Origin of the sequence: Pseudomonas sp. DTU12.1, assembly GCF_009873475.1 — a bacterium.
Classification (GTDB): domain Bacteria; phylum Pseudomonadota; class Gammaproteobacteria; order Pseudomonadales; family Pseudomonadaceae; genus Aquipseudomonas; species Aquipseudomonas proteolytica.
In genome coordinates, this window is record NZ_CP045254.1 from 4,792,968 (window position 1) to 4,811,759 (window position 18,792).

The 18,792-nt window shown below is 59.6% G+C and carries 16 protein-coding genes; 6 read left to right on the plus strand and 10 right to left on the minus strand.

The genetic code is table 11. The features are described from left to right. Nucleotide 1 precedes the first annotated feature (1 nt). Entirely contained in the window at nucleotides 2-3,034 is a 3,033-nt protein-coding gene (locus tag GDV60_RS21170) for a multidrug efflux RND transporter permease subunit (protein ID WP_029295388.1), read from the plus strand. A 219-nt stretch (nucleotides 3,035-3,253) separates the two neighbouring features. On the opposite strand, the gene GDV60_RS26960 is transcribed toward GDV60_RS21170, so the two are convergent. The 5 genes from GDV60_RS26960 to colR form a co-directional block, all read right to left on the minus strand. Beyond that, nucleotides 3,254-3,481, minus strand: coding sequence for a hypothetical protein (locus GDV60_RS26960; RefSeq protein WP_159908658.1), 228 nt, complete (start codon nucleotides 3,479-3,481; stop codon nucleotides 3,254-3,256). After that, complete coding sequence (locus GDV60_RS21180; protein WP_159908660.1) at nucleotides 3,481-4,197, minus strand: lipopolysaccharide kinase InaA family protein; 717 nt, start codon at nucleotides 4,195-4,197, stop codon at nucleotides 3,481-3,483. Before GDV60_RS21180 ends, GDV60_RS26960 begins: the two co-directional genes overlap by 1 nt. A 4-nt stretch (nucleotides 4,198-4,201) precedes the next feature. Beyond that, nucleotides 4,202-4,882, minus strand: coding sequence for a class I SAM-dependent methyltransferase (locus GDV60_RS21185; protein WP_029295381.1), 681 nt, complete (start codon nucleotides 4,880-4,882; stop codon nucleotides 4,202-4,204). 179 nt (nucleotides 4,883-5,061) lie between these two features. Beyond that, nucleotides 5,062-6,342 (minus strand): HAMP domain-containing sensor histidine kinase, encoded by a 1,281-nt coding sequence (locus GDV60_RS21190; RefSeq protein WP_029295380.1) that lies wholly within the window; start codon nucleotides 6,340-6,342, stop codon nucleotides 5,062-5,064. After that, complete coding sequence (colR, locus tag GDV60_RS21195) at nucleotides 6,332-7,015, minus strand: two-component system response regulator ColR (RefSeq protein WP_029295378.1); 684 nt, start codon at nucleotides 7,013-7,015, stop codon at nucleotides 6,332-6,334. The genes GDV60_RS21190 and colR overlap by 11 nt, the downstream gene beginning before the upstream one ends. A 201-nt stretch (nucleotides 7,016-7,216) precedes the next feature. On the opposite strand from colR, the gene GDV60_RS21200 reads away from it, so the two are divergent. Next, nucleotides 7,217-9,154, plus strand: coding sequence for an LTA synthase family protein (locus GDV60_RS21200; RefSeq protein ID WP_159908662.1), 1,938 nt, complete (start codon nucleotides 7,217-7,219; stop codon nucleotides 9,152-9,154). Between the two features lie 164 nt (nucleotides 9,155-9,318). Here the strand turns inward: GDV60_RS21200 and groL are convergent, their stop codons facing one another. The 4 genes from groL to GDV60_RS21220 all read right to left on the minus strand — a co-directional run bounded on the left by groL (nucleotide 9,319) and on the right by GDV60_RS21220 (nucleotide 12,815). Next, a complete protein-coding gene (groL, locus tag GDV60_RS21205; RefSeq protein ID WP_029295372.1) occupies nucleotides 9,319-10,965 on the minus strand; it encodes a chaperonin GroEL in 1,647 nt (548 codons plus the stop codon). A 49-nt stretch (nucleotides 10,966-11,014) separates the two neighbouring features. Beyond that, on the minus strand, nucleotides 11,015-11,311 hold the full coding sequence (gene groES, locus GDV60_RS21210) for a co-chaperone GroES (protein ID WP_003175874.1): 297 nt from the start codon (nucleotides 11,309-11,311) through the stop codon (nucleotides 11,015-11,017). A 229-nt stretch (nucleotides 11,312-11,540) separates the two neighbouring features. Beyond that, on the minus strand, nucleotides 11,541-12,017 hold the full coding sequence (locus GDV60_RS21215; RefSeq protein ID WP_104910809.1) for an FxsA family protein: 477 nt from the start codon (nucleotides 12,015-12,017) through the stop codon (nucleotides 11,541-11,543). Nucleotides 12,018-12,083: 66 nt separating this feature from the next. After that, the gene (locus GDV60_RS21220; RefSeq protein ID WP_092237903.1) at nucleotides 12,084-12,815 is read right to left on the minus strand and encodes a HugZ family protein; all 732 of its coding nucleotides are present in this window, start codon (nucleotides 12,813-12,815) and stop codon (nucleotides 12,084-12,086) included. Nucleotides 12,816-12,890: 75 nt separating this feature from the next. Here GDV60_RS21220 and GDV60_RS21225 point away from each other — a divergent pair, with 75 nt between their 5' ends. Next, nucleotides 12,891-13,649 carry an SDR family oxidoreductase gene (locus tag GDV60_RS21225; RefSeq protein WP_029295359.1) on the plus strand — a complete coding sequence of 253 codons (759 nt, stop codon included), beginning with the start codon at nucleotides 12,891-12,893 and terminating at the stop codon, nucleotides 13,647-13,649. A 96-nt stretch (nucleotides 13,650-13,745) separates the two neighbouring features. On the opposite strand, the gene GDV60_RS21230 is transcribed toward GDV60_RS21225, so the two are convergent. Next, the gene (locus GDV60_RS21230) at nucleotides 13,746-14,753 is read right to left on the minus strand and encodes a DUF481 domain-containing protein (RefSeq protein WP_029295357.1); all 1,008 of its coding nucleotides are present in this window, start codon (nucleotides 14,751-14,753) and stop codon (nucleotides 13,746-13,748) included. A 165-nt stretch (nucleotides 14,754-14,918) separates the two neighbouring features. On the opposite strand from GDV60_RS21230, the gene GDV60_RS21235 reads away from it, so the two are divergent. The 3 genes from GDV60_RS21235 (at nucleotide 14,919) to GDV60_RS21245 (ending at nucleotide 18,784) form a co-directional block, all read left to right on the plus strand. Continuing rightward, on the plus strand, nucleotides 14,919-15,272 hold the full coding sequence (locus GDV60_RS21235) for an MGMT family protein (protein WP_029295355.1): 354 nt from the start codon (nucleotides 14,919-14,921) through the stop codon (nucleotides 15,270-15,272). 43 nt (nucleotides 15,273-15,315) lie between these two features. Continuing rightward, nucleotides 15,316-16,848, plus strand: a complete 1,533-nt coding sequence (locus tag GDV60_RS21240) for an AmpG family muropeptide MFS transporter (protein ID WP_029295353.1) — start codon at nucleotides 15,316-15,318, stop codon at nucleotides 16,846-16,848. Nucleotides 16,849-17,068: 220 nt separating this feature from the next. After that, a complete protein-coding gene (locus GDV60_RS21245; protein ID WP_029295351.1) occupies nucleotides 17,069-18,784 on the plus strand; it encodes a proline--tRNA ligase in 1,716 nt (571 codons plus the stop codon). Nucleotides 18,785-18,792: the final 8 nt, after the last annotated feature.

The window sequence follows — 18,792 nt, forward strand, 5'->3', positions numbered from 1 at the left end:
CATGGCGTTTACCGACACGTTTATCCGCCGTCCGGTGCTGGCCATGGTGGTCAGCCTGCTGATCGTGCTGTTGGGTTTCCAGGCCTACAGCAAACTACCGTTGCGCCAATACCCGTCCATGGAAAATGCGCTGATCACGGTGACCACCGCTTACCCGGGGGCCAATGCCGAGACCATCCAGGGCTACATCACACAACCTTTGCAGCAAAGCCTGGCGAGCGCCGAAGGCATCGACTACATGACCTCGGTCAGTCGCCAGAACTTCTCGGTGATTTCCATCTATGCGCGGATCGGCGCCAACAGCGACCGCCTGTTCACCGAACTGTTGGCCAAGGCCAACGAGGTGAAGAACAAGCTGCCGCAAGACGCTGAAGATCCGGTATTGAGCAAAGAGGCCGCAGATGCGTCGGCCCTGATGTACATCAGCTTCTCCAGCCAACAACTGAGCAACCCGCAGATCACCGACTACCTGTCGCGGGTGATCCAGCCCAAGTTGGCGACCCTGCCTGGCATGGCCGAAGCCGAGATCCTCGGCAATCAGGTATTTGCCATGCGCCTGTGGCTGGACCCGGTCAAGCTCGCGGGGTTCGGCCTGAGCGCCGGCGACGTGACCAATGCCGTGCGCAACTACAACTTTCTCTCTGCCGCCGGTGAAGTGAAAGGCGAGTATGTGGTCACCAGCATCAATGCCAACACCGACCTCAAGACCGCCGAAGCCTTCGCTGCCATCACCGTGAAGACCGATGGCGACAGCCGGGTGCTGCTCGGTGACGTGGCCCGGGTGGAAATGGGCGCGGAAAACTACAACGCCATCAGCTCCTTTGGCGGCACGCCCTCGGTGTATATCGGCATCAAGGCCACGCCCAGCGCCAACCCGCTGGATGTGATCAAAGAGGTGCGCAAGATCATGCCGGAGCTGGAATCCCAGCTACCGCCCAACCTCAAGGCAGAAATTGCCTACGACGCCACGCTGTTTATCCAGGCGTCCATCAACGAGGTGGTCAAGACCCTGTTTGAAGCGGTGCTGATCGTGATCGTCGTGGTGTTCCTGTTTCTCGGGGCGCTGCGCTCGGTGGTGATCCCGGTGGTTACCATTCCGCTGTCGATGATTGGCGTGCTGTTTTTCATGCAACTGATGGGCTACTCCATCAACCTGCTGACGCTGCTGGCTATGGTCCTGGCCATCGGCCTGGTGGTGGACGATGCGATTGTGGTGGTGGAGAACATCCACCGCCATATCGAAGACGGCAAGAAACCACTGGACGCCGCGCTGGAAGGCGCGCGGGAGATTGCGGTGCCGGTGGTGTCGATGACCATCACCCTGGCGGCGGTGTATGCGCCCATCGGCTTCCTGGAGGGGCTGACCGGGGCCCTGTTCAAGGAGTTCGCCCTGACCCTGGCCGGGGCGGTGGTGATTTCCGGTATCGTCGCCCTGACCCTGTCGCCGATGATGTGCGCCCTGCTGTTGCGCCACGACGAAAACCCCAGCGGCCTGGCCCATCGCCTGGACCGGATCTTCGAAGGCCTCAAGCGCCGCTACCAGAGCCTGTTGCACGGCACCTTGAACACCCGGCCGGTGGTGATCGTGTTTGCCCTGATCGTGCTGTGCCTGATCCCGGTATTCCTCAAGTTCACCCAGTCGCAACTGGCCCCGGACGAAGACCAGGGCATTATCTTCATGATGGCCAGCGCACCGCAGCCGACCAACCTGGACTACCTGAACACCTACACCGACGAGTTCATCGCGATCTTCAAGGACTTCCCGGAGTATTACTCCTCGTTCCAGATCAATGGCTTCAATGGCGTGCAATCGGGTATCGGCGGCTTCCTGCTCAAGCCGTGGAACGAGCGCGAGCGCACCCAGATGCAAATCCTGCCGGAGGTGCAAAAGCGCCTGGAGCAGATTCCGGGCTTGCAGGTATTTGGCTTCAACCTGCCATCGCTGCCGGGCACTGGCGAGGGCCTGCCCTTTGGTTTTGTGATCAACACGCCCAATGACTATGAGTCATTGCTGCAAGTGGCCGATCGTGTGAAAAAACGCGCCATGGAGTCGGGCAAGTTCGCCTTCGTGGATATCGACCTGGCGTTCGACAAACCCGAGGTGGTGGTGGATATCGACCGTGCCAAGGCGGCGCAGATGGGCGTCTCGATGCAGGACCTGGGCAGCACCCTGGCGACTTTGCTGGCGGAAGCGGAAATCAACCGGTTCACCATTGATGGCCGCAGCTACAAGGTCATCGCCCAGGTCGAGCGGGCCTACCGGGACAACCCCGAATGGCTGAACAATTACTACGTGAAAAACACCCAGGGCGAACTGCTGCCGCTGTCGACCCTGATCAGCGTCAGCGACCGCGCTCGGCCGCGTCAACTGAACCAGTTCCAGCAACTCAACTCGGCGCTGATCTCGGGCTTTCCGATTGTCAGCATGGGCGAGGCCATCGACACCGTGCGCCAGATCGCCCTCGAAGAAACCCCGGCCGGCTACGCCTTCGACTACAGCGGCGCCTCGCGCCAGTTCATCCAGGAAGGCAGCGCACTGTGGGTCACCTTTGGCCTGGCACTGGCGATCATCTTCCTGGTACTGGCGGCACAGTTCGAGAGCTTCCGTGACCCGCTGGTGATACTGGTGACAGTGCCGCTATCGATCTGTGGGGCGTTGATCCCGTTGTTCCTTGGTTGGTCGAGCATGAACATCTACACCCAGGTGGGGTTGGTGACGTTGATCGGGCTGATCAGCAAGCACGGGATTCTGATCGTCGAGTTTGCCAACCAGTTGCGCAAGGACAAGGGGCTGACAGCCCGCGAAGCAGTGGAAGAAGCGGCAGCGATTCGCCTGCGCCCGGTATTGATGACCACGGCAGCGATGGTGTTTGGCATGGTGCCGTTGATCTTTGCCACCGGGGCGGGGGCGGTCAGCCGGTTTGATATCGGGATGGTGATTGCCACGGGGATGTCGGTGGGCACCTTGTTTACTTTGTTTGTATTGCCGTGTGTGTATACGTTGCTGGCCAAGCGTGATCCCTTGGCGGATTGAGTACCTATCCATTTGTGCGTACTTGTGGCGAGGGGGCTAGCCCCGTTGGGCTGCGAAGCAGCCCCAATCTGTAAGCTCCACTGCGGCTGATCAGATACGCCGAGGTGCCAGGTTTTAGGGCTGCTGTGCAGCCCAACGGGGGACTAGCCCCCTCGCCACAGGTATGCACAAAACAAAAGGCCTCGCTATGCGAGGCCTTTTATCGGGGGGTCAATCTCTTCAACTCGCAGGCCTCATCCCTTGGGACATCCCGAACATAAACAGCAAAAGCTGATGGTCAGGCTGTGTAACCCCCGTGGTCTTGGCGATCCGCGGCAGCGGGCATTGCGCGCCACTGTGCACCGCGCTGAGGACTTCTGTGCGGGGCTGCTCCCAGGCAGCCAGGGCCAGGGAGGCGATGCCCAAGGCCCCCAACAGAAACAAACCTCGTGCTATTTCTAGCTTCATTAGGTTAAACCCTTGATAGCGCTGCCAAACGCCGCTTCGTAAAAGTAGCTGAGTTTTTGCCAGTCAGCGGCATTCCACGACGAATGGCGACGCAATTGCTGCATGTCATGGGCTGCGGCCCGTCGGGCGGTCAAACGCTGGCGGCACTTTTCCAGGTCCAGCAGCGCCACTTCGACCGTCGCGCCCTCTCCCGCACCGCTGACCCGCACAAAGATATGCTTGCTGTACAAGCAGCCATGCTGCCAACGCCCTTTGTGCATGCGCGCCAGGGTTTGCGCCAGTTCATCAAGCAGCCGCTCATGCACCAGTTCCCCGCATTGCTTGCGGCCACCGGCGGCGTACCAGTTGTCGATTTCCTCGAAACCATCCAATGACGCCGTCACCAACAAGGCCTTCCATTGATGTTCAGGGTCACGTCGGGCGCCACAGAACACCAGCTCCGGAACACCGACATCGAGCAAACGCAGGCCCCTGAGCGCATCACGCTCACGCAGCACCGTAGGCCGCCCGAAGGGGTGCAGCCAGCTGCGATAGGTATGGCCGGTCTGACGTTTGCTGTAGAGCAGCCGCCCATTGGTCCCGATCACCCGCTGCACGCCGCTTTCGCCACCTCGACGACGATTGGGTGCCTCAACCCACTCGCCCTGCTGCCGCCAGAAATATTCGAACCGCTCTTCGGGAGCTACGTGACTGCCTCCTACGTACTCAACCACCATCCTGCTACCTCTTGCGCAATACATACACTCGCCACATGGCATACAGCGGTATGAAGTCCAAATACTCCTGGACGCGGAAACCAGCTTGCTCAAACTCAGCCTCAACAGTAGCAGCCGGTAACACAAATCGATTTCGGTAACTCTCCTGCTCACTTTTGTTGCGGCGCTGCACTTCCAGGCGCTTGCGTTTCCAGGCCTTGAAGTTGCCATCCACCCACAATGAAATGATCACGCTGTCGCGGGTAACTCGTTGAAATTCCTTCAATATCGCCATTCGGTGGGCAGGCTCGCCGATGTGGTGCAACAGGCGCATGCAAAAAATGCTGTCCACGGCGCTGTCTGGCAAATCGATATCAAAGGCAGATGTCTGCAAGGGTCGTACCTGCTTGACCACATCCGCCGGTTGCGCCCCCATGGCGATGTTCAGCATGGACTCGGAATTGTCCGCACCGATAACGATCCGGTTGGGCTTTTCTGTCAGCAACGGCCAGAAACGCCCGGCACCGCACGGCAAGTCCAATACCAGGCCAGGCTCACCGGCCATCGCCAGCGCACCACGGGCCAATTGTTCGTCGCGTTTATGGGACAGCCGGCGCGCCAACGTGTCCTGGTGTTTGAGCAAATATTGCTGAGCGTGGCGGTCGTCGTACTTTGCGGAAAATTCAAGCTTGATCGGAGTAGCCATCAACGAGTCTCCTGGACTGATGCCTACGACTTTAAGCAGCCGCACGTCATCCACAGGTCAACCCTTTGTGAAAAAAACGTCCCGTCTAACCCTAAAGAATTACAAAGTTTTACAGGGAAAAAAGCATGGCAGGAAGCCATCTTCGTCGAACAGCAGGGAATCTGCCCCAACGCAAGGGATCAGGGTTTGACGTGGCTCAATTCAACATGGAAACGGCAGCCGCTAGGCTCCATGGTGCTGAGGCTGACCACCCAGCCCTGGTTATCGCAGATCCGCTGCACCAGCGACAAACCCAGGCCCAGGCCATCGCCGCGTTTTTCATTGCCGCGCACAAAGGGCTCGAACATCGCTTCGCGCTTGTCCTCGGGGATGCCCACGCCGGTGTCTTCCACCACAAACCCCGTGGGTTCCAGGGTCAGGCGGATAAAGCCCTGCTCCGTGTAGTGCAGGGCGTTGCGCAACAGGTTCCCCATCACCGCATGCAAAAAGGTGGCGTTGTAGCGGATATCGAGGGGGTTGCCCGGCTGGTAGAACAGCTCGATGCCCTTGCGTTCGATGGGTTCACGCCAGATCCCCAGCAAGTCCTCGGCGACCTGGGCCAGGGTGACTTGGGGTGACATGGTGGTGTCGTCATGCTGGGCGCGGGCGAGCATCAGGAAGGTCTGCACCAGTTCGCGCATTTCCTCGCAGGCCCGGGCGATGCGCTCGACCTGTTTGCGTCCCCGCGAATCGATGGCCGGGTTTTCCAGCAGCAGTTCGCAGGAGCTGGCCAGCACCATCAGTGGCGTCCGCAGTTCATGGCTGACATCACTGGTAAAGAGCCGCTCGCGGGTCAGTGCCTGGCGCAGGCGGCCCAGGGTGGCGTCGAAGGCCACTGCCAGCTCGCCCACTTCGTCGGCGGCATAGTCCGGGGCCAACGGCGGGGCCAGGCCCAACAATTGGTCACGATGACGCACCTGGCGCGCCAGGCGCACCACCGGAGCCATCACCTTGCGGGCCAGGACCCAGCCGAGGAATACCGCCAGCGCCAGGCTGAGGACAAACCCCACCAGCACCACCGCAAACAGCACACGCTCACGCTCTTCAAAATCGCTCTGGTCTTGCAGTAGGACATAACGCCGGCCGTCGACGATCTCAACCATGGCATGGTAGGACAGCGCTTCGCGAAACACTTCGTGAAAGCCCGCATCCAGATGCCGCAAGTCCTTGGGCAGCTCAAAATCGCCGCGCCCGCCGCTGAAGTAGAACAACTGGTCCGGCTCGGGCCGGTGGCGCCAGTCTTCGACACTGTCCATCAGCAGCAAGCGTTGCAAGTCGCCGCCCAGGCCCGCCGAAATCAGTTTTTCTTCCACCAGGTGCACCGTGGCGACGATGCCCATGGCAAAGGCCCCCGCCACCAGCGCGCTCATCAGCGCAAAGGCGATGATGATCCGCTGGGCAAGGCTTTGCTTAAACTCCATCACGGCCCTCGGCCAAGCGATAACCCACGCCATGCACGGTTTGCAGCAATGGTTTGGCAAATGGCTTGTCGATCACCTGGCGCAGTTGGTGGACATGGCTGCGCAGGCTGTCGCTGTCCGGGCAGTCATCGCCCCACAGGGCTTCTTCCAACACTTCGCGACGCAGGACGTGAGGGCTTTTCTGCATCAGCACGGCGAGCAATTTCAGGCCGACCGGGTTGAGCTTGAGCAAACGCCCTTCGCGGGTCACTTCCAGGGTATCGAGGTCGTAGGACAGATCGCCGACTTGCAGCTCACGCCGCCCGCCGCCCTGGGCCCGGCGCAGCACCGCTTCGATGCGTGCAGCCAACTCCGATAGGGCAAACGGCTTGAGCAGATAGTCGTCGGCACCCGACTTGAAACCTTGCAGGCGGTCGTCCAATTGATCGCGGGCGGTGAGCATGATCACCGGCGTATCGCGACGCGCATCTTCACGCAGGCGTTTGCACAAGGTGTAGCCATCAATGCCGGGCAGCATGATATCGAGCACGATCAGGTCGTAATGCTCGGTGGCGGCCAGATGCAGGCCCGACAAACCGTCCTGCGCACAGTCCACGGTATAACCCTTGAGCCCCAGGTAATCCGCCAGGTTGGCCAGAATATCGCGGTTGTCTTCAACCAATAAAATTCGCATGGGCAGTGTCTCCGTACGCGGTAACGGCCGTGTTGGCTCGCGCAGCTTAAGGCCAAGTATGGCTTACCGCTAGGCCTGAACGAGCAACCGATTACTGTTTTCAACCGATTAAGCAGCTTAACGAGTTTTTCACTATAGGTTCACAAGCCGACCACAGTGCCAGGGTGAATATCGCCGCCCATCGCTCTCAGGAATCTAGACATGGGCCTGCCCAAGACTGCGCCAATGCGTTATTTGCTACTGCTGACCAGCATCTGGTTGGGCATTTTTCTACTGACCCGCAGCGTACTGCTCATCACCCATCTGGATGAAGTCAGCGGCAACCTGCTGCCAGTATTCGGCGTGGGCCTGCTCTATGACCTGGGTTTTCTGGCCTACGCCGCATTACCCCTCGGCCTGTATCTGCTGCTGTGTCCGCCCGCTCTATGGCGGCGGCGCGGCCATCGCTGGTTCCTGCAAGGCGTACTGACCGTCAGCCTGTTCGCCATGTTGTTCACCTCGGTGGCCGAATGGCTGTTCTGGGATGAGTTCGGCGTGCGCTTCAACTTTATTGCCGTCGATTACCTGGTGTATTCCGATGAGGTGTTGAACAACCTGTTGGAGTCGTACCCGGTCGGCAAACTGTTGAGCCTGTTGGCGATACTGGCGATTGTCCTGAGCCTGGCCTTGCGCAAACCGTTCAACGCAGCACTCGACTCGCCCCTGCCGGCCATGCGCGGGCGCGTGCTCAATGCCTTGGGATTGCTGCTGGTTGCCGGCCTGAGCCTGCAGTTGGTCAGCCAGGACAGCCCGCGCACCCAGGGTGGCAACGCCTATAACAACGAGCTGGCCAGCAATGGCCCTTACCAATTCTTCGCCGCGTTCCGCAACAATGAACTGGACTACAGCCAGTTCTACAAAAGCCTGCCGGCCGATATCGTAGCCCGCCAACTGCGGGCGGAACTCAGTGAACCCAATGCCCGTTTCATCGGCACTGACCCACTGGATATCCGCCGCGCCATCGACAACCCCGGCACCCTGCGCAAACCCAATATCGTCCTGGTGACCATCGAAAGTTTCAGCGCCAAATACATGGGCAGTAACGGCGATGGACGCAACCTGACCCCCAACCTTGATGAGTTGCGTAAACACAGCCTGTATTTCAACAACTTCTACGCCACCGGTACCCGCACCGACCGCGGCCTGGAAGCCATTACCCTGGCGATCCCGCCCACTCCGGGGCGCTCCATCGTCAAGCGGATTGGCCGGGAAAGCGGCTTTGCCAGCCTAGGCCAACAACTTAGTGCAATCGGTTATGACAGCGTGTTTGTGTATGGTGGCCGCGGCTACTTCGACAATATGAATGCGTTTTTCAGCGGCAACGGTTACCGAGTGGTCGACCAGAGCAGTGTCAACGAATCCGGAATCAGCTTTAAAAACGCCTGGGGCATGGCCGATGAGGACCTCTTCAAGCAAACCTTGAAGCTGGCGGATGCCGGTTATGCCAAGCAGCAACCGTTCCTGTTGCAGTTGATGACCACTTCAAACCATCGGCCCTATACCTACCCGGACGGCCGGATCGACATCCAGTCCGGCAAGGGTCGCGACGGTGCGGTGAAATACACCGACTACGCCATCGGACAGTTCCTGCAGGCAGCGCGCCAAAAACCGTGGTTCGACAATACGATCTTCGTGTTTGTCGCCGATCACACCGCCGGCAGCGCGGGCAAGGAAGACTTGCCCATCGCCAACTACCAGATTCCGTTGTTTATCTATGCACCGAAATTGATCGAGGCCCGGGAAAGCGCGCAACTGGCCAGCCAGATCGACATCGCCCCGACCCTTCTGGGCCTGTTGAACCTGAGCTATGAATCGACGTTTTTCGGCCGCAACCTGTTGCAGGACAACCCGCTGCCACCTCGTGTGGTGGTCGGCAACTATCAGCACCTGGGCTTGTTTGACGGTACCAACCTGGCAATCCTCAGCCCACGCCAAGGCCTGCGGCGCCATGACCAGGCCCTGGGGGCAAGCCAGGAATCGCGGAGCAACAGCGATGATCCGCTGATCCAGCGCGCGATCACTTACTACCAGGCGGCCAGTTATGACTTCAAGCAACACTTGCTCAGTTGGAAGTTACACAAGAACGCCGCAGCCCTGTAGGAGCGAGCTTGCTCGCGAAGAACGTCAACGATAATGCGTTCACCATGAACAAACGCATCGCCCTCAGGTTCTTCGCGAGCAAGCTCGCTCCTACACAAGGCACATAAAAAAGCCCCGCCAGCATGACGCTGGCGGGGCTTTTTCAGTACAGGGGTAAGGCTGGCTTACATCATGCCGCCCATGCCACCCATGCCGCCCATGTCTGGCATACCGCCGCCAGCCGAGCTTTCTTTCTTCGGTGCATCAGCGATCGCAGCTTCGGTGGTCAGGATCAGACCGCCGATGGAGGATGCCGCTTGCAGCGCGGAACGAGTCACCTTGGTAGGGTCCAGGATGCCCATTTCGATCATGTCGCCGTAGATGCCAGTCGCAGCGTTGTAACCGTAGTTACCTTTGCCGTTCTTGACTTCGTTGACCACAACGCTTGGCTCGTCGCCGGAGTTGGCAGCGATCTGACGCAGCGGTGCTTCAACAGCACGACGCAGTACAGCAATACCGACGTTCTGGTCAGCATTGTCGCCGGTCAGACCGGTCAGTGCTTCCAGAGCACGGATCAGCGCAACGCCACCGCCAGGTACCACGCCTTCTTCAACGGCTGCACGGGTTGCGTGCAGGGCGTCTTCAACGCGGGCTTTCTTCTCTTTCATTTCAACTTCGGAACCAGCGCCAACCTTGATCACTGCAACACCGCCGGACAGCTTGGCCAGACGCTCTTGCAGTTTTTCACGGTCGTAGTCCGAGGAGGTTTCAGCAACCTGGGCACGGATCTGGGTGATGCGCGCCTGGATGTCCTGCTCAACGCCAGCACCGTCAACGATGATGGTGTTTTCCTTGGAGATGGTCACGCGCTTGGCGCTACCCAGGTTTTCCAGGGTGGCGCTTTCCAGGCTCAGGCCGATCTCTTCGGAGATAACGGTACCGCCGGTCAGAACGGCGATGTCCTGCAGCATGGCCTTGCGACGGTCGCCGAAGCCTGGAGCCTTGACGGCTGCGACTTTGACGATGCCACGCATGTTGTTCACAACCAGAGTCGCCAGGGCTTCGCCTTCAACGTCTTCGGAAACGATCAGCAGTGGACGGCCGGCTTTGGCAACGGCTTCCAGCACTGGCAGCATTTCACGGATGTTCGAGATCTTTTTGTCGACCAGCAGGATCAGCGGGCTGTCCAGCTCGGCAACCATGGTCTCAGGCTTGTTGACGAAGTACGGGGACAGGTAGCCACGGTCGAACTGCATGCCTTCTACAACCGACAGTTCGTTTTCCAGGCCAGTGCCTTCTTCAACGGTGATCACGCCTTCTTTACCGACTTTTTCCATGGCTTCGGCAATGATGTCGCCGATGGAGCTGTCGGAGTTGGCGGAGATGGTGCCTACCTGAGCGATAGCCTTGGTGTCGGCGCATGGCTTGGACAGGTTTTTCAGCTCAGCAACGATGGCGATGGTGGCCTTGTCGATGCCGCGCTTGAGGTCCATTGGGTTCATGCCGGCAGCGACGGCTTTGTAGCCTTCGTTGACGATTGCCTGAGCCAGAACGGTGGCGGTGGTAGTACCGTCGCCTGCGTCATCGTTGGCACGGGAGGCAACGTCTTTGACCAGCTGCGCGCCCATGTTTTCGAAACGGTCTTCCAGTTCGATTTCTTTTGCTACGGAAACGCCGTCCTTGGTGATGGTCGGAGCGCCGAAGCTCTTCTCGATGATCACGTTACGGCCTTTCGGGCCCAGGGTCGCTTTTACTGCGTCAGCCAGGATGTTGACACCGGTGAGCATTTTCTTACGGGCGGAATCGCCGAATTTAACTTCTTTAGCAGCCATGATCGATATTCCTTAAATACTTTGTAGTAACGGGAAAATGAGCGGGGAATCAGTCTTCCAGAACAGCGAGAATCTCGTTCTCAGCCATAACCAGCAGGTCTTCGCCGTCGACTTTCACAGTGTTGCTGCCGGAGTAAGGACCGAATACAACCTTGTCACCGACTTTAACGGCCAGCGCACGCACGTCACCATTTTCCAGAGTCTTGCCTGGGCCTGCAGCGACGATCACACCGTGGTTGGCTTTTTCAGCAGCCGAACCTGGCAGAACGATACCGCCAGCGGTTTTCTTTTCTTCTTCGCTGCGACGGATAACGACGCGGTCGTGCAGAGGACGAAGCTTGCTCATTGTCGATCTCTCCTAATTGTAAGTTTCATCGGCCGGTATCAGTACCGGCTGGTGGTATTCCGGCGGGGCCGGTCGCGGTTCGCCAGGCGAAACGCGGAAGTCTGTCTGGTGTCGCCACCAGAAACCTTGCGGTGACCGTTACATAAGGGCGTATATGCTTATTACAAGGGCCACAGGTGAAAATTTTTGTGTCAGCAGGGCACCCGAAGGCACCCTACCTGGCATGGCGTTACTTGGAGTCGCGGTGCTCGAACTCGCCTTCGATCACATCACCTTCACGCCCCAGCGGCTGGCGAGGTGCCGGGCCGCCGCGTGGCTGCAGGTCGTCGGCAAAGGCGCGCTGGCGCACCGCCGCTTCTTCGGCACGCTGGCGCAACTTGCCTGCCAGCAACCGACGAGTGGATGGCAGCAGCAGAATCAAGCCCAGCACATCGCTGACAAAACCCGGCACGATCAGCAGGCCACCGGCCAAGGCCATCATCAGGCCTTCAAGCATGGTCTGGGCCGGCAGTTCGCCGCGATTCAGGCTTTCACGGGCACGCAGTGCGGTGGCCAGTCCGGCGATGCGCAGCACGAACACGCCGAGCATCGAGCCGAGAATGATCAGCAGCAGCGCCGGGAAAAACCCGATAGCCCCGCTGACCTTGACGAATACGAACAGCTCCAGCACCGGAAACAGCAGAAAGAGCAATAAAAAAGGGCGCATCAAATGGTTCCTCAACGCAAGAATGCCTTGCTACTAGACCTTAGATGACGTCGCCCTTTCGTGAATTCAAGCTTGGGTGGTGGATTTTTTCGGCCATTGCTCGGCGTGAGCCAGGAAAACCAAGGCTTCGCGCACTTGTGTCGGCGTATTGCAAGTCGCCGCAAACGGCAACCAGTGCAAGCCCTGGCCGATGCGCAGGTGCATGCCTTCACTATCGATACCCGCCAGCTGCGCGGGCTCGGAGGTCGACAGGCCGGCCAACTCGACATAGTGGGCAATGGCTTTGGTGTGATCGCTGTTCATGTGCTCGATCATGCTCAACTCGGCCTTGCCGGCAAACGGGTTGGCCAGGGTCAGTTGGTCGACCCAATGGATCGCGCCGAAACCGCCGATGTAGCGATGACGCACCGGCTTGAGCACCCAGAAATCAAAGTCATGGGCTTTATGGTAGTTAGCCGAGTCGGGGAAATACCGGTAGTAACGCTCGGCGGCGGCGGCGATGGCCTCCTCGTCCTCGAGTTTTTCGGCTTCAGCCAGGTAAGTCAGGCGGCCCACGGCCTGCACATCATCTGCCTCACGCTCGCCTACCAGCAACGAGCATTTCGGATCTTTTTGCAGGTTGTGGGTGTGCTGGGCGATACGGCTGATCAGGATCAACGGCCGGCCCTCTGCGTCCAGGCAATAAGGCACTACCGAACCAAAGGGAAAACCGGGCATGGCCTTGGAGTGCGTGGCGAGCGCCCCACGGTATTCCTTGAGCAGTAGTTCTCGGGCATTCTTGGCAACGTGGACGCTCAACTTATGACTCCTTCGATAAGATCCGTCACAAAACGGACTTGGACAACCGCTTAAATCTGCTCACAGGACATGCGAATGCATCTCAACGACAAAGTAATCATTATCACCGGCGGTTGCCAGGGTTTGGGCCGCTCCATGGCCGAGTATTTTGCAAGCAAAGGTGCCCACCTGGCGCTGGTGGACCTCAATCAGGAAAAGCTCGATGCCGCAGTGGCTGCATGCCAGTCCCATGGCGTCACCGCACGCAGCTATCTATGCAACGTGGCGGATGAAGAACAGGTGACCCATACCGTGGCACGGATCGCCGATGACTTTGGCGCGATCCATGGTTTGATCAACAACGCCGGGATCCTGCGCGATGGCTTGCTGCTCAAGGTCAAGGACGGCGAGATGACCAAGATGAGCCTGGCCCAGTGGCAGGCGGTGATCGACGTCAATCTGACCGGCGTGTTCCTCTGCACCCGTGAAGTGGCGGCGAAGATGGTGGAGCTGAAAAACCAGGGCGCCATTATCAACATCTCGTCCATCTCCCGCGCGGGCAATGTGGGCCAGACCAACTATTCGGCGGCCAAGGCCGGCGTGGCCGCAGCGACGGTGACCTGGGCCAGGGAGCTGGCGCGTTATGGCATACGTGTGGCGGGGATTGCGCCGGGCTTTATCGAGACCGAAATGACCCTGGGCATGAAGCCCGAAGCATTGGAGAAGATGACGTCGGGGATTCCGCTCAAGCGCATGGGCCGGCCGCAAGAGATCGCCCACTCGGCAGCCTATATCTTCGAGAACGACTACTACACCGGGCGCATCCTGGAGTTGGATGGCGGGTTGCGCCTGTAACACCACTGAAAAACAAATCAGGGGGGGCGCTACGCGCCCCAACGCGGGCGATGCGGCGTTCCGACAAGCCGGCTCGCCACAAAAGCACTGGCAGGCTTACCAGGTCACGCCAAACCCTGCGGTGTAGCGGGTCTTGCTCAAGTCGCTGTCCGAACCGCCGCTGATGATGTCGCGCTCGGCCTTGAGGTTGAGCGAGGCCCATTCGGTGACTTTGTAGCGCAGGCCCATTTCGGCATCGAGCGCGTAGTCGGCGGGGCCGGCCAAGGGCTTGCCCACTTCACCGTTGGTGAAGAACTCCACGGTCTTGCCGATCAGATAGCGGTTGTAGTCCCACTTCATCGCCAGGGAATAGAAGTTGTCCTTGCCGCCATCCTGGTACTCGTAGTCAGTGCGGTTGAGCAATGACCCCAGGGAGAACGCCCCCAGCTCATCATCCCAGAACTGATAACCCGGACCGGTACCGACGGTGCGCTGGCGACGCAGGTCTTCGACCTTGTCGTGCTTGTAGGTCAGGCGCCCCTGCCAGAACCACTGGTCGGTGATAAAGCGGTCCAGCGCGTACTCGGCGCTCCAGTTATCGGTGGTGACCACATCGTTCTGGAATTCGCGGTTGTATTCGCCTTCTGCTATATGGCGCCACTTGCCGTGACGGGCAGTGGTCTTGAAGTCGATGTCATAGTCGTCGGTGTCTTTTTCCGCACGCTTGTAGTCCAGCGCCACGTCGACATTGCCCTTCCACACCAGGTCCTCGATCACAGGCTTGGGCTTGATGATCTGCTGGATACTGGCCAACTCCACCGTCTTCGGTGTTTCGCCGTTGGCCAGGACCACCTTGCCGTCCTCGGCCGGATGCAGGGACTTGGCCTTCTCGCCGATATAGGCATCCTGCTTGACCAGCAACTCCTGGTCGCTTTCCAGGGTTTTCACCTGTTTCCAGTCCACCGGGATCGCGCCCGCGTATTCGGTCTGGATCAGCAGCTTGCCGCCGTCGAAAACCTTGATCTTGCCGGTCAGGCGATCACCGTTTTTCAACCAGACCGTATCGGCCAGCACAGGGGTAGAAGCAGTAAAGACAGCGAGGCACAGCAGGGTTCTGGACAACATAAGCGGTTACGGGGCTCAAGTTTGGCGAAAAAGGAGGCATTATCGGCGTAGCTGAAGTCTTAGCAAGGACTGACTCAAGGTTTTGTATTGAGTTCAATTCTCAACGGCATCTTTACAGACGTTTCTTACATATCCACGACTATTTTCAACTGAGCCGCCAGAACAGTGAACGAGCCCGCCGACACCCCGCAAAACCCGGCCGAAATGCGCCGAACCGCGCTGTACCTGACCTTGGCCCAAGTGCCCGAAGGCTGCGTGGTCAGCTACGGCGAACTGGCGCACCTGGCCGGTCTGGGGCGGGCCGCACGCTTCGTGGGCCGTACGTTGAGCCAACTTCCCGAGGGTTCGAAGTTGCCCTGGCACCGGGTGGTCGCCGCCGGCGGTCGGATAAGTCTGCCGGTGGGCAGCGTCTCGGGCGATGAACAACGTGCGCGTTTACGCAGTGAAGGTGTCAGTATCCTGAACAATCGCGTTGATATTCAGCGTCATGGCTGGCGCCCGGTAGAGCACAGCGGTTAGAGTGCGCGCTTTGTTTCCGTAAATCTGAGGCAGACTCCAGCCCATGCCCCGTAAAACCTGGCGCGCCGCGCTCGCTGCCTATGCCAGCCCCTCGACATTAGTGCTGTTACTGCTCGGCTTTGCCGCCGGCCTGCCTTACATGTTGGTGTTCTCGACGCTCTCGGTCTGGTTGCGCGAAGCCGGTGTGGCACGCGAGACCATCGGCTATGCGAGCCTGATCGGCCTGGCGTATGCGTTCAAGTGGGTCTGGTCACCGCTGCTGGACCAATGGCGCCTGCCGCTGTTGGGTAAGCTGGGACGTCGTCGTTCCTGGCTGGTGCTGTCCCAATCCCTGGTGATTCTCGGCTTGATCGGCATGGGCTTCTGCGACCCGCAGAAACACCTGTCCTGGCTGATCGCCATTGCCGTTATCGTCGCATTTGCCTCCGCAACCCAAGACATCGCGGTGGACGCCTATCGCCTGGAAATCGCCGACGACAGCCGCCAGGCCGCCCTGGCCGCCAGCTATATGTCCGGCTATCGCATCGCCGCTCTGCTGGCCACGGCGGGCGCGCTGTTCTTTGCCGAAGGCTTTGGCTCCACGGGGTTCAATTACAAGCATTCGGCGTGGACCGGCACCTACGTGCTGTTCGGCGTGCTGATGATCCCGGCCCTGCTCACCAGCTTTTTCATGCGTGAACCCGATGTGCCCCTGCGCACCCAGTTGCAGGCCGGGCGCTATACGTTTGCCCACCAACTGATGTCGGTGTTTGTGCTGATCATCTTGCTGGTGTCGGTACCGGCGATGTTCACCCAGTTGTACAACACCGACTTCGCCAGCGTGCTGTTCGAAGGCGTGAGCCTGCTCGACCTGTTGCTGGAAGACCGCGCCTTCCTGCGCGCCATCCTCTATATCACCCTCACCGCCCTGTGCCTCTCGGCCATGGGCCGCCGGGGTCTGGCGCCTGTGCTGACGCCGGTCAACGACTTTATCCTGCGCTACCGCTGGCAGGCCTTGCTGCTGTTGGGGCTGATCGCCACCTACCGGATGTCGGACACGGTGATGGGCGTGATGGCCAACGTGTTCTATATCGACCAGGGGTTCACCAAGGACCAGATCGCCAGCGTCAGCAAGATCTTCGGCCTGATCATGACCCTGGTCGGCGCCGGCATGGGCGGCCTGTTGATCGTGCGGTTCGGCATCCTGCCGATCCTGTTTATCGGCGGCATCACCTCGGCCGGCACCAACCTGCTGTTCCTGATGCTCGCCGACATGGGCGCCGACCTGCAGATGCTGATCTTCACCATCTCCCTGGACAACTTCAGCTCAGGCCTGGCGACCTCGGCATTCGTCGCCTATCTGTCGAGCCTGACCAACCTGAAGTTCTCCGCCACCCAGTACGCCCTGCTCAGCTCGATCATGTTGCTGTTGCCGCGGCTGATCGGCGGCTACTCGGGGGTCATGGTGGAAAAGTTCGGCTATCACAACTTCTTCCTGATCACCGCACTGCTCGGCGTGCCAACGCTGCTGCTGATTGCCTTGCACTGGTACCAGGAAAGCCGGCGGATCCGCTTGAATCCCCCCGAAGAAGGCTGACACCTGCAGGGCCGGGCTTGTGTGGGAGCGGGCTTGCCCGCGATAGCATCACTGCGGTTTGAAGTGCGCCCCGAGGCGCCTGCATCGCGGGCAAGCCCGCTCCCACATTGACGCCGGCGCCCCACAGAAATCCCGTCACCACCTGATGCCTGTACTCTGGCGGCGACCGCCCGTACAATCCCAGGTCACTTCAAGTCCAAGCAACCGACAACGGCCTACCATGCGCACCAGTCAATATTTGCTCGCCACACAGAAAGAAACGCCTTCCGACGCGGTCGTGATCAGCCACCAGCTGATGCTGCGCGCCGGCATGATCCGCAAACTGGCCTCCGGCCTGTACACCTGGCTGCCCATGGGCTTGAAGGTGATGCGCAAGGTCGAAGCGATCGTTCGCGAAGAAATGAACGCCGCCGGCTCTCTGGAAGTATTGATGCCGAGCACTCAGCCGGCTGAACTGTGGCAGGAATCCGGGCGCTGGGAAGAGTACGGTCCGGAATTGCTGCGCTTCAAGGATCGTCATGGCCGCGACTTCTGCGCAGGCCCGACCCATGAAGAAGTGATCACCGACCTGATGCGCAACGAGTTGAGCAGCTATAAACAGCTGCCCCTCAACCTGTATCAGATCCAGACCAAGTTCCGTGACGAAATCCGCCCACGCTTCGGCTTGATGCGTGGCCGCGAATTCATCATGAAGGACGCCTATTCGTTCCACGCCGACCAGCCTTCGCTGCAAGTCACCTATGACCGCATGCACCAGGCCTATTGCAACGTGTTCACCCGCCTGGGCCTGAAGTTCCGCCCAGTGGAGGCAGATAACGGTTCGATCGGCGGCGCGGGCTCCCACGAGTTCCACGTACTGGCAGAATCTGGCGAAGACGACATCGTCTTCAGCGACGGCTCCGACTACGCAGCCAACATCGAGAAAGCCGAAGCCGTGCCACGGGAAACTTCCCGTCCGGCGCCGGCTGAAGAGCTGCGCCTGGTCGATACCCCAGACACCAAGACCATCGCGGCCCTGGTCGAGAAATTCAATCTGCCGATTGAAAAGACCATCAAGACCCTGATCGTGCATGCCGAAGAAGAAGGCAAGCTGATCGCCCTGGTTATCCGTGGCGACCACGAGCTCAACGAAATCAAGGCTGCCCAGCAACCTGGCGTGGCCAGCCCGCTGGTCATGGCCTCGGACGCCGAACTGCGTGACGCCATTGGCGCCGGCGCTGGTTCCCTGGGCCCGCTGAACCTGCCACTGCCGATCATCATCGACCGTTCGGTCGAGCTGATGAGCGACTTCGGCATCGGTGCCAATATCGACGACAAGCACTACTTTGGCGTCAACTGGGAACGTGATCTGCCGGTGCCTACCGTGGCCGACCTGCGCAACGTGGTTGCCGGTGATCCAAGCCCGGATGGCAAGGGCACCCTGGAAATCAAGCGCGGTATCGAAGTGGGGCACATCTTCCAGCTGGGCAACAAGTACAGCAAGGCGATGAAGTGCGAAGTACTGGGCGAAAACGGCAAGCCGGTAACCCTGGAAATGGGTTGCTACGGTATTGGTGTTTCCCGCGTGGTGGCGGCTGCCATCGAGCAGAACCACGACGACAAAGGCATCATCTGGAGCGACACTTTGGCGCCGTTCCAGATCGCCCTGGTACCCCTGCGCTACGAAACCGAGCAAGTTCGCGAAGCCACCGACAAGCTGTATGCCGAACTGACGGCCGCTGGCTTCGAAGTACTGCTGGACGATCGCGACAAGAAGACCAGCCCGGGCATCAAGTTTGCCGACATGGAACTGATTGGCATCCCTCACCGGATCGTGGTCAGTGACCGCGGCCTGGCCGATGGCAATCTGGAATACAAGAGCCGGACCGAAGCCCAAGCCCAACCGTTGCCGGTGGCTGACGTGCTGCCCTTCCTTCAGGCGCGTATTCGTCGCTGAAAACCAGA

What these genes read in the sequence shown, in the direction of transcription:
- GDV60_RS21170 (WP_029295388.1), top strand. Translation starts at nt 2, where the DNA reads ATGGCGTTTACCGACACGTTTATCCGCCGTCCGGTGCTGGCCATGGTG.
- GDV60_RS26960 (WP_159908658.1), bottom strand. Translation starts at nt 3,481, where the DNA reads ATGAAGCTAGAAATAGCACGAGGTTTGTTTCTGTTGGGGGCCTTGGGC.
- GDV60_RS21180 (WP_159908660.1), bottom strand. Translation starts at nt 4,197, where the DNA reads ATGGTGGTTGAGTACGTAGGAGGCAGTCACGTAGCTCCCGAAGAGCGG.
- GDV60_RS21185 (WP_029295381.1), bottom strand. Translation starts at nt 4,882, where the DNA reads ATGGCTACTCCGATCAAGCTTGAATTTTCCGCAAAGTACGACGACCGC.
- GDV60_RS21190 (WP_029295380.1), bottom strand. Translation starts at nt 6,342, where the DNA reads ATGGAGTTTAAGCAAAGCCTTGCCCAGCGGATCATCATCGCCTTTGCG.
- colR (WP_029295378.1), bottom strand. Translation starts at nt 7,015, where the DNA reads ATGCGAATTTTATTGGTTGAAGACAACCGCGATATTCTGGCCAACCTG.
- GDV60_RS21200 (WP_159908662.1), top strand. Translation starts at nt 7,217, where the DNA reads ATGGGCCTGCCCAAGACTGCGCCAATGCGTTATTTGCTACTGCTGACC.
- groL (WP_029295372.1), bottom strand. Translation starts at nt 10,965, where the DNA reads ATGGCTGCTAAAGAAGTTAAATTCGGCGATTCCGCCCGTAAGAAAATG.
- groES (WP_003175874.1), bottom strand. Translation starts at nt 11,311, where the DNA reads ATGAGCAAGCTTCGTCCTCTGCACGACCGCGTCGTTATCCGTCGCAGC.
- GDV60_RS21215 (WP_104910809.1), bottom strand. Translation starts at nt 12,017, where the DNA reads ATGCGCCCTTTTTTATTGCTCTTTCTGCTGTTTCCGGTGCTGGAGCTG.
- GDV60_RS21225 (WP_029295359.1), top strand. Translation starts at nt 12,891, where the DNA reads ATGCATCTCAACGACAAAGTAATCATTATCACCGGCGGTTGCCAGGGT.
- GDV60_RS21230 (WP_029295357.1), bottom strand. Translation starts at nt 14,753, where the DNA reads ATGTTGTCCAGAACCCTGCTGTGCCTCGCTGTCTTTACTGCTTCTACC.
- GDV60_RS21240 (WP_029295353.1), top strand. Translation starts at nt 15,316, where the DNA reads ATGCCCCGTAAAACCTGGCGCGCCGCGCTCGCTGCCTATGCCAGCCCC.
- GDV60_RS21245 (WP_029295351.1), top strand. Translation starts at nt 17,069, where the DNA reads ATGCGCACCAGTCAATATTTGCTCGCCACACAGAAAGAAACGCCTTCC.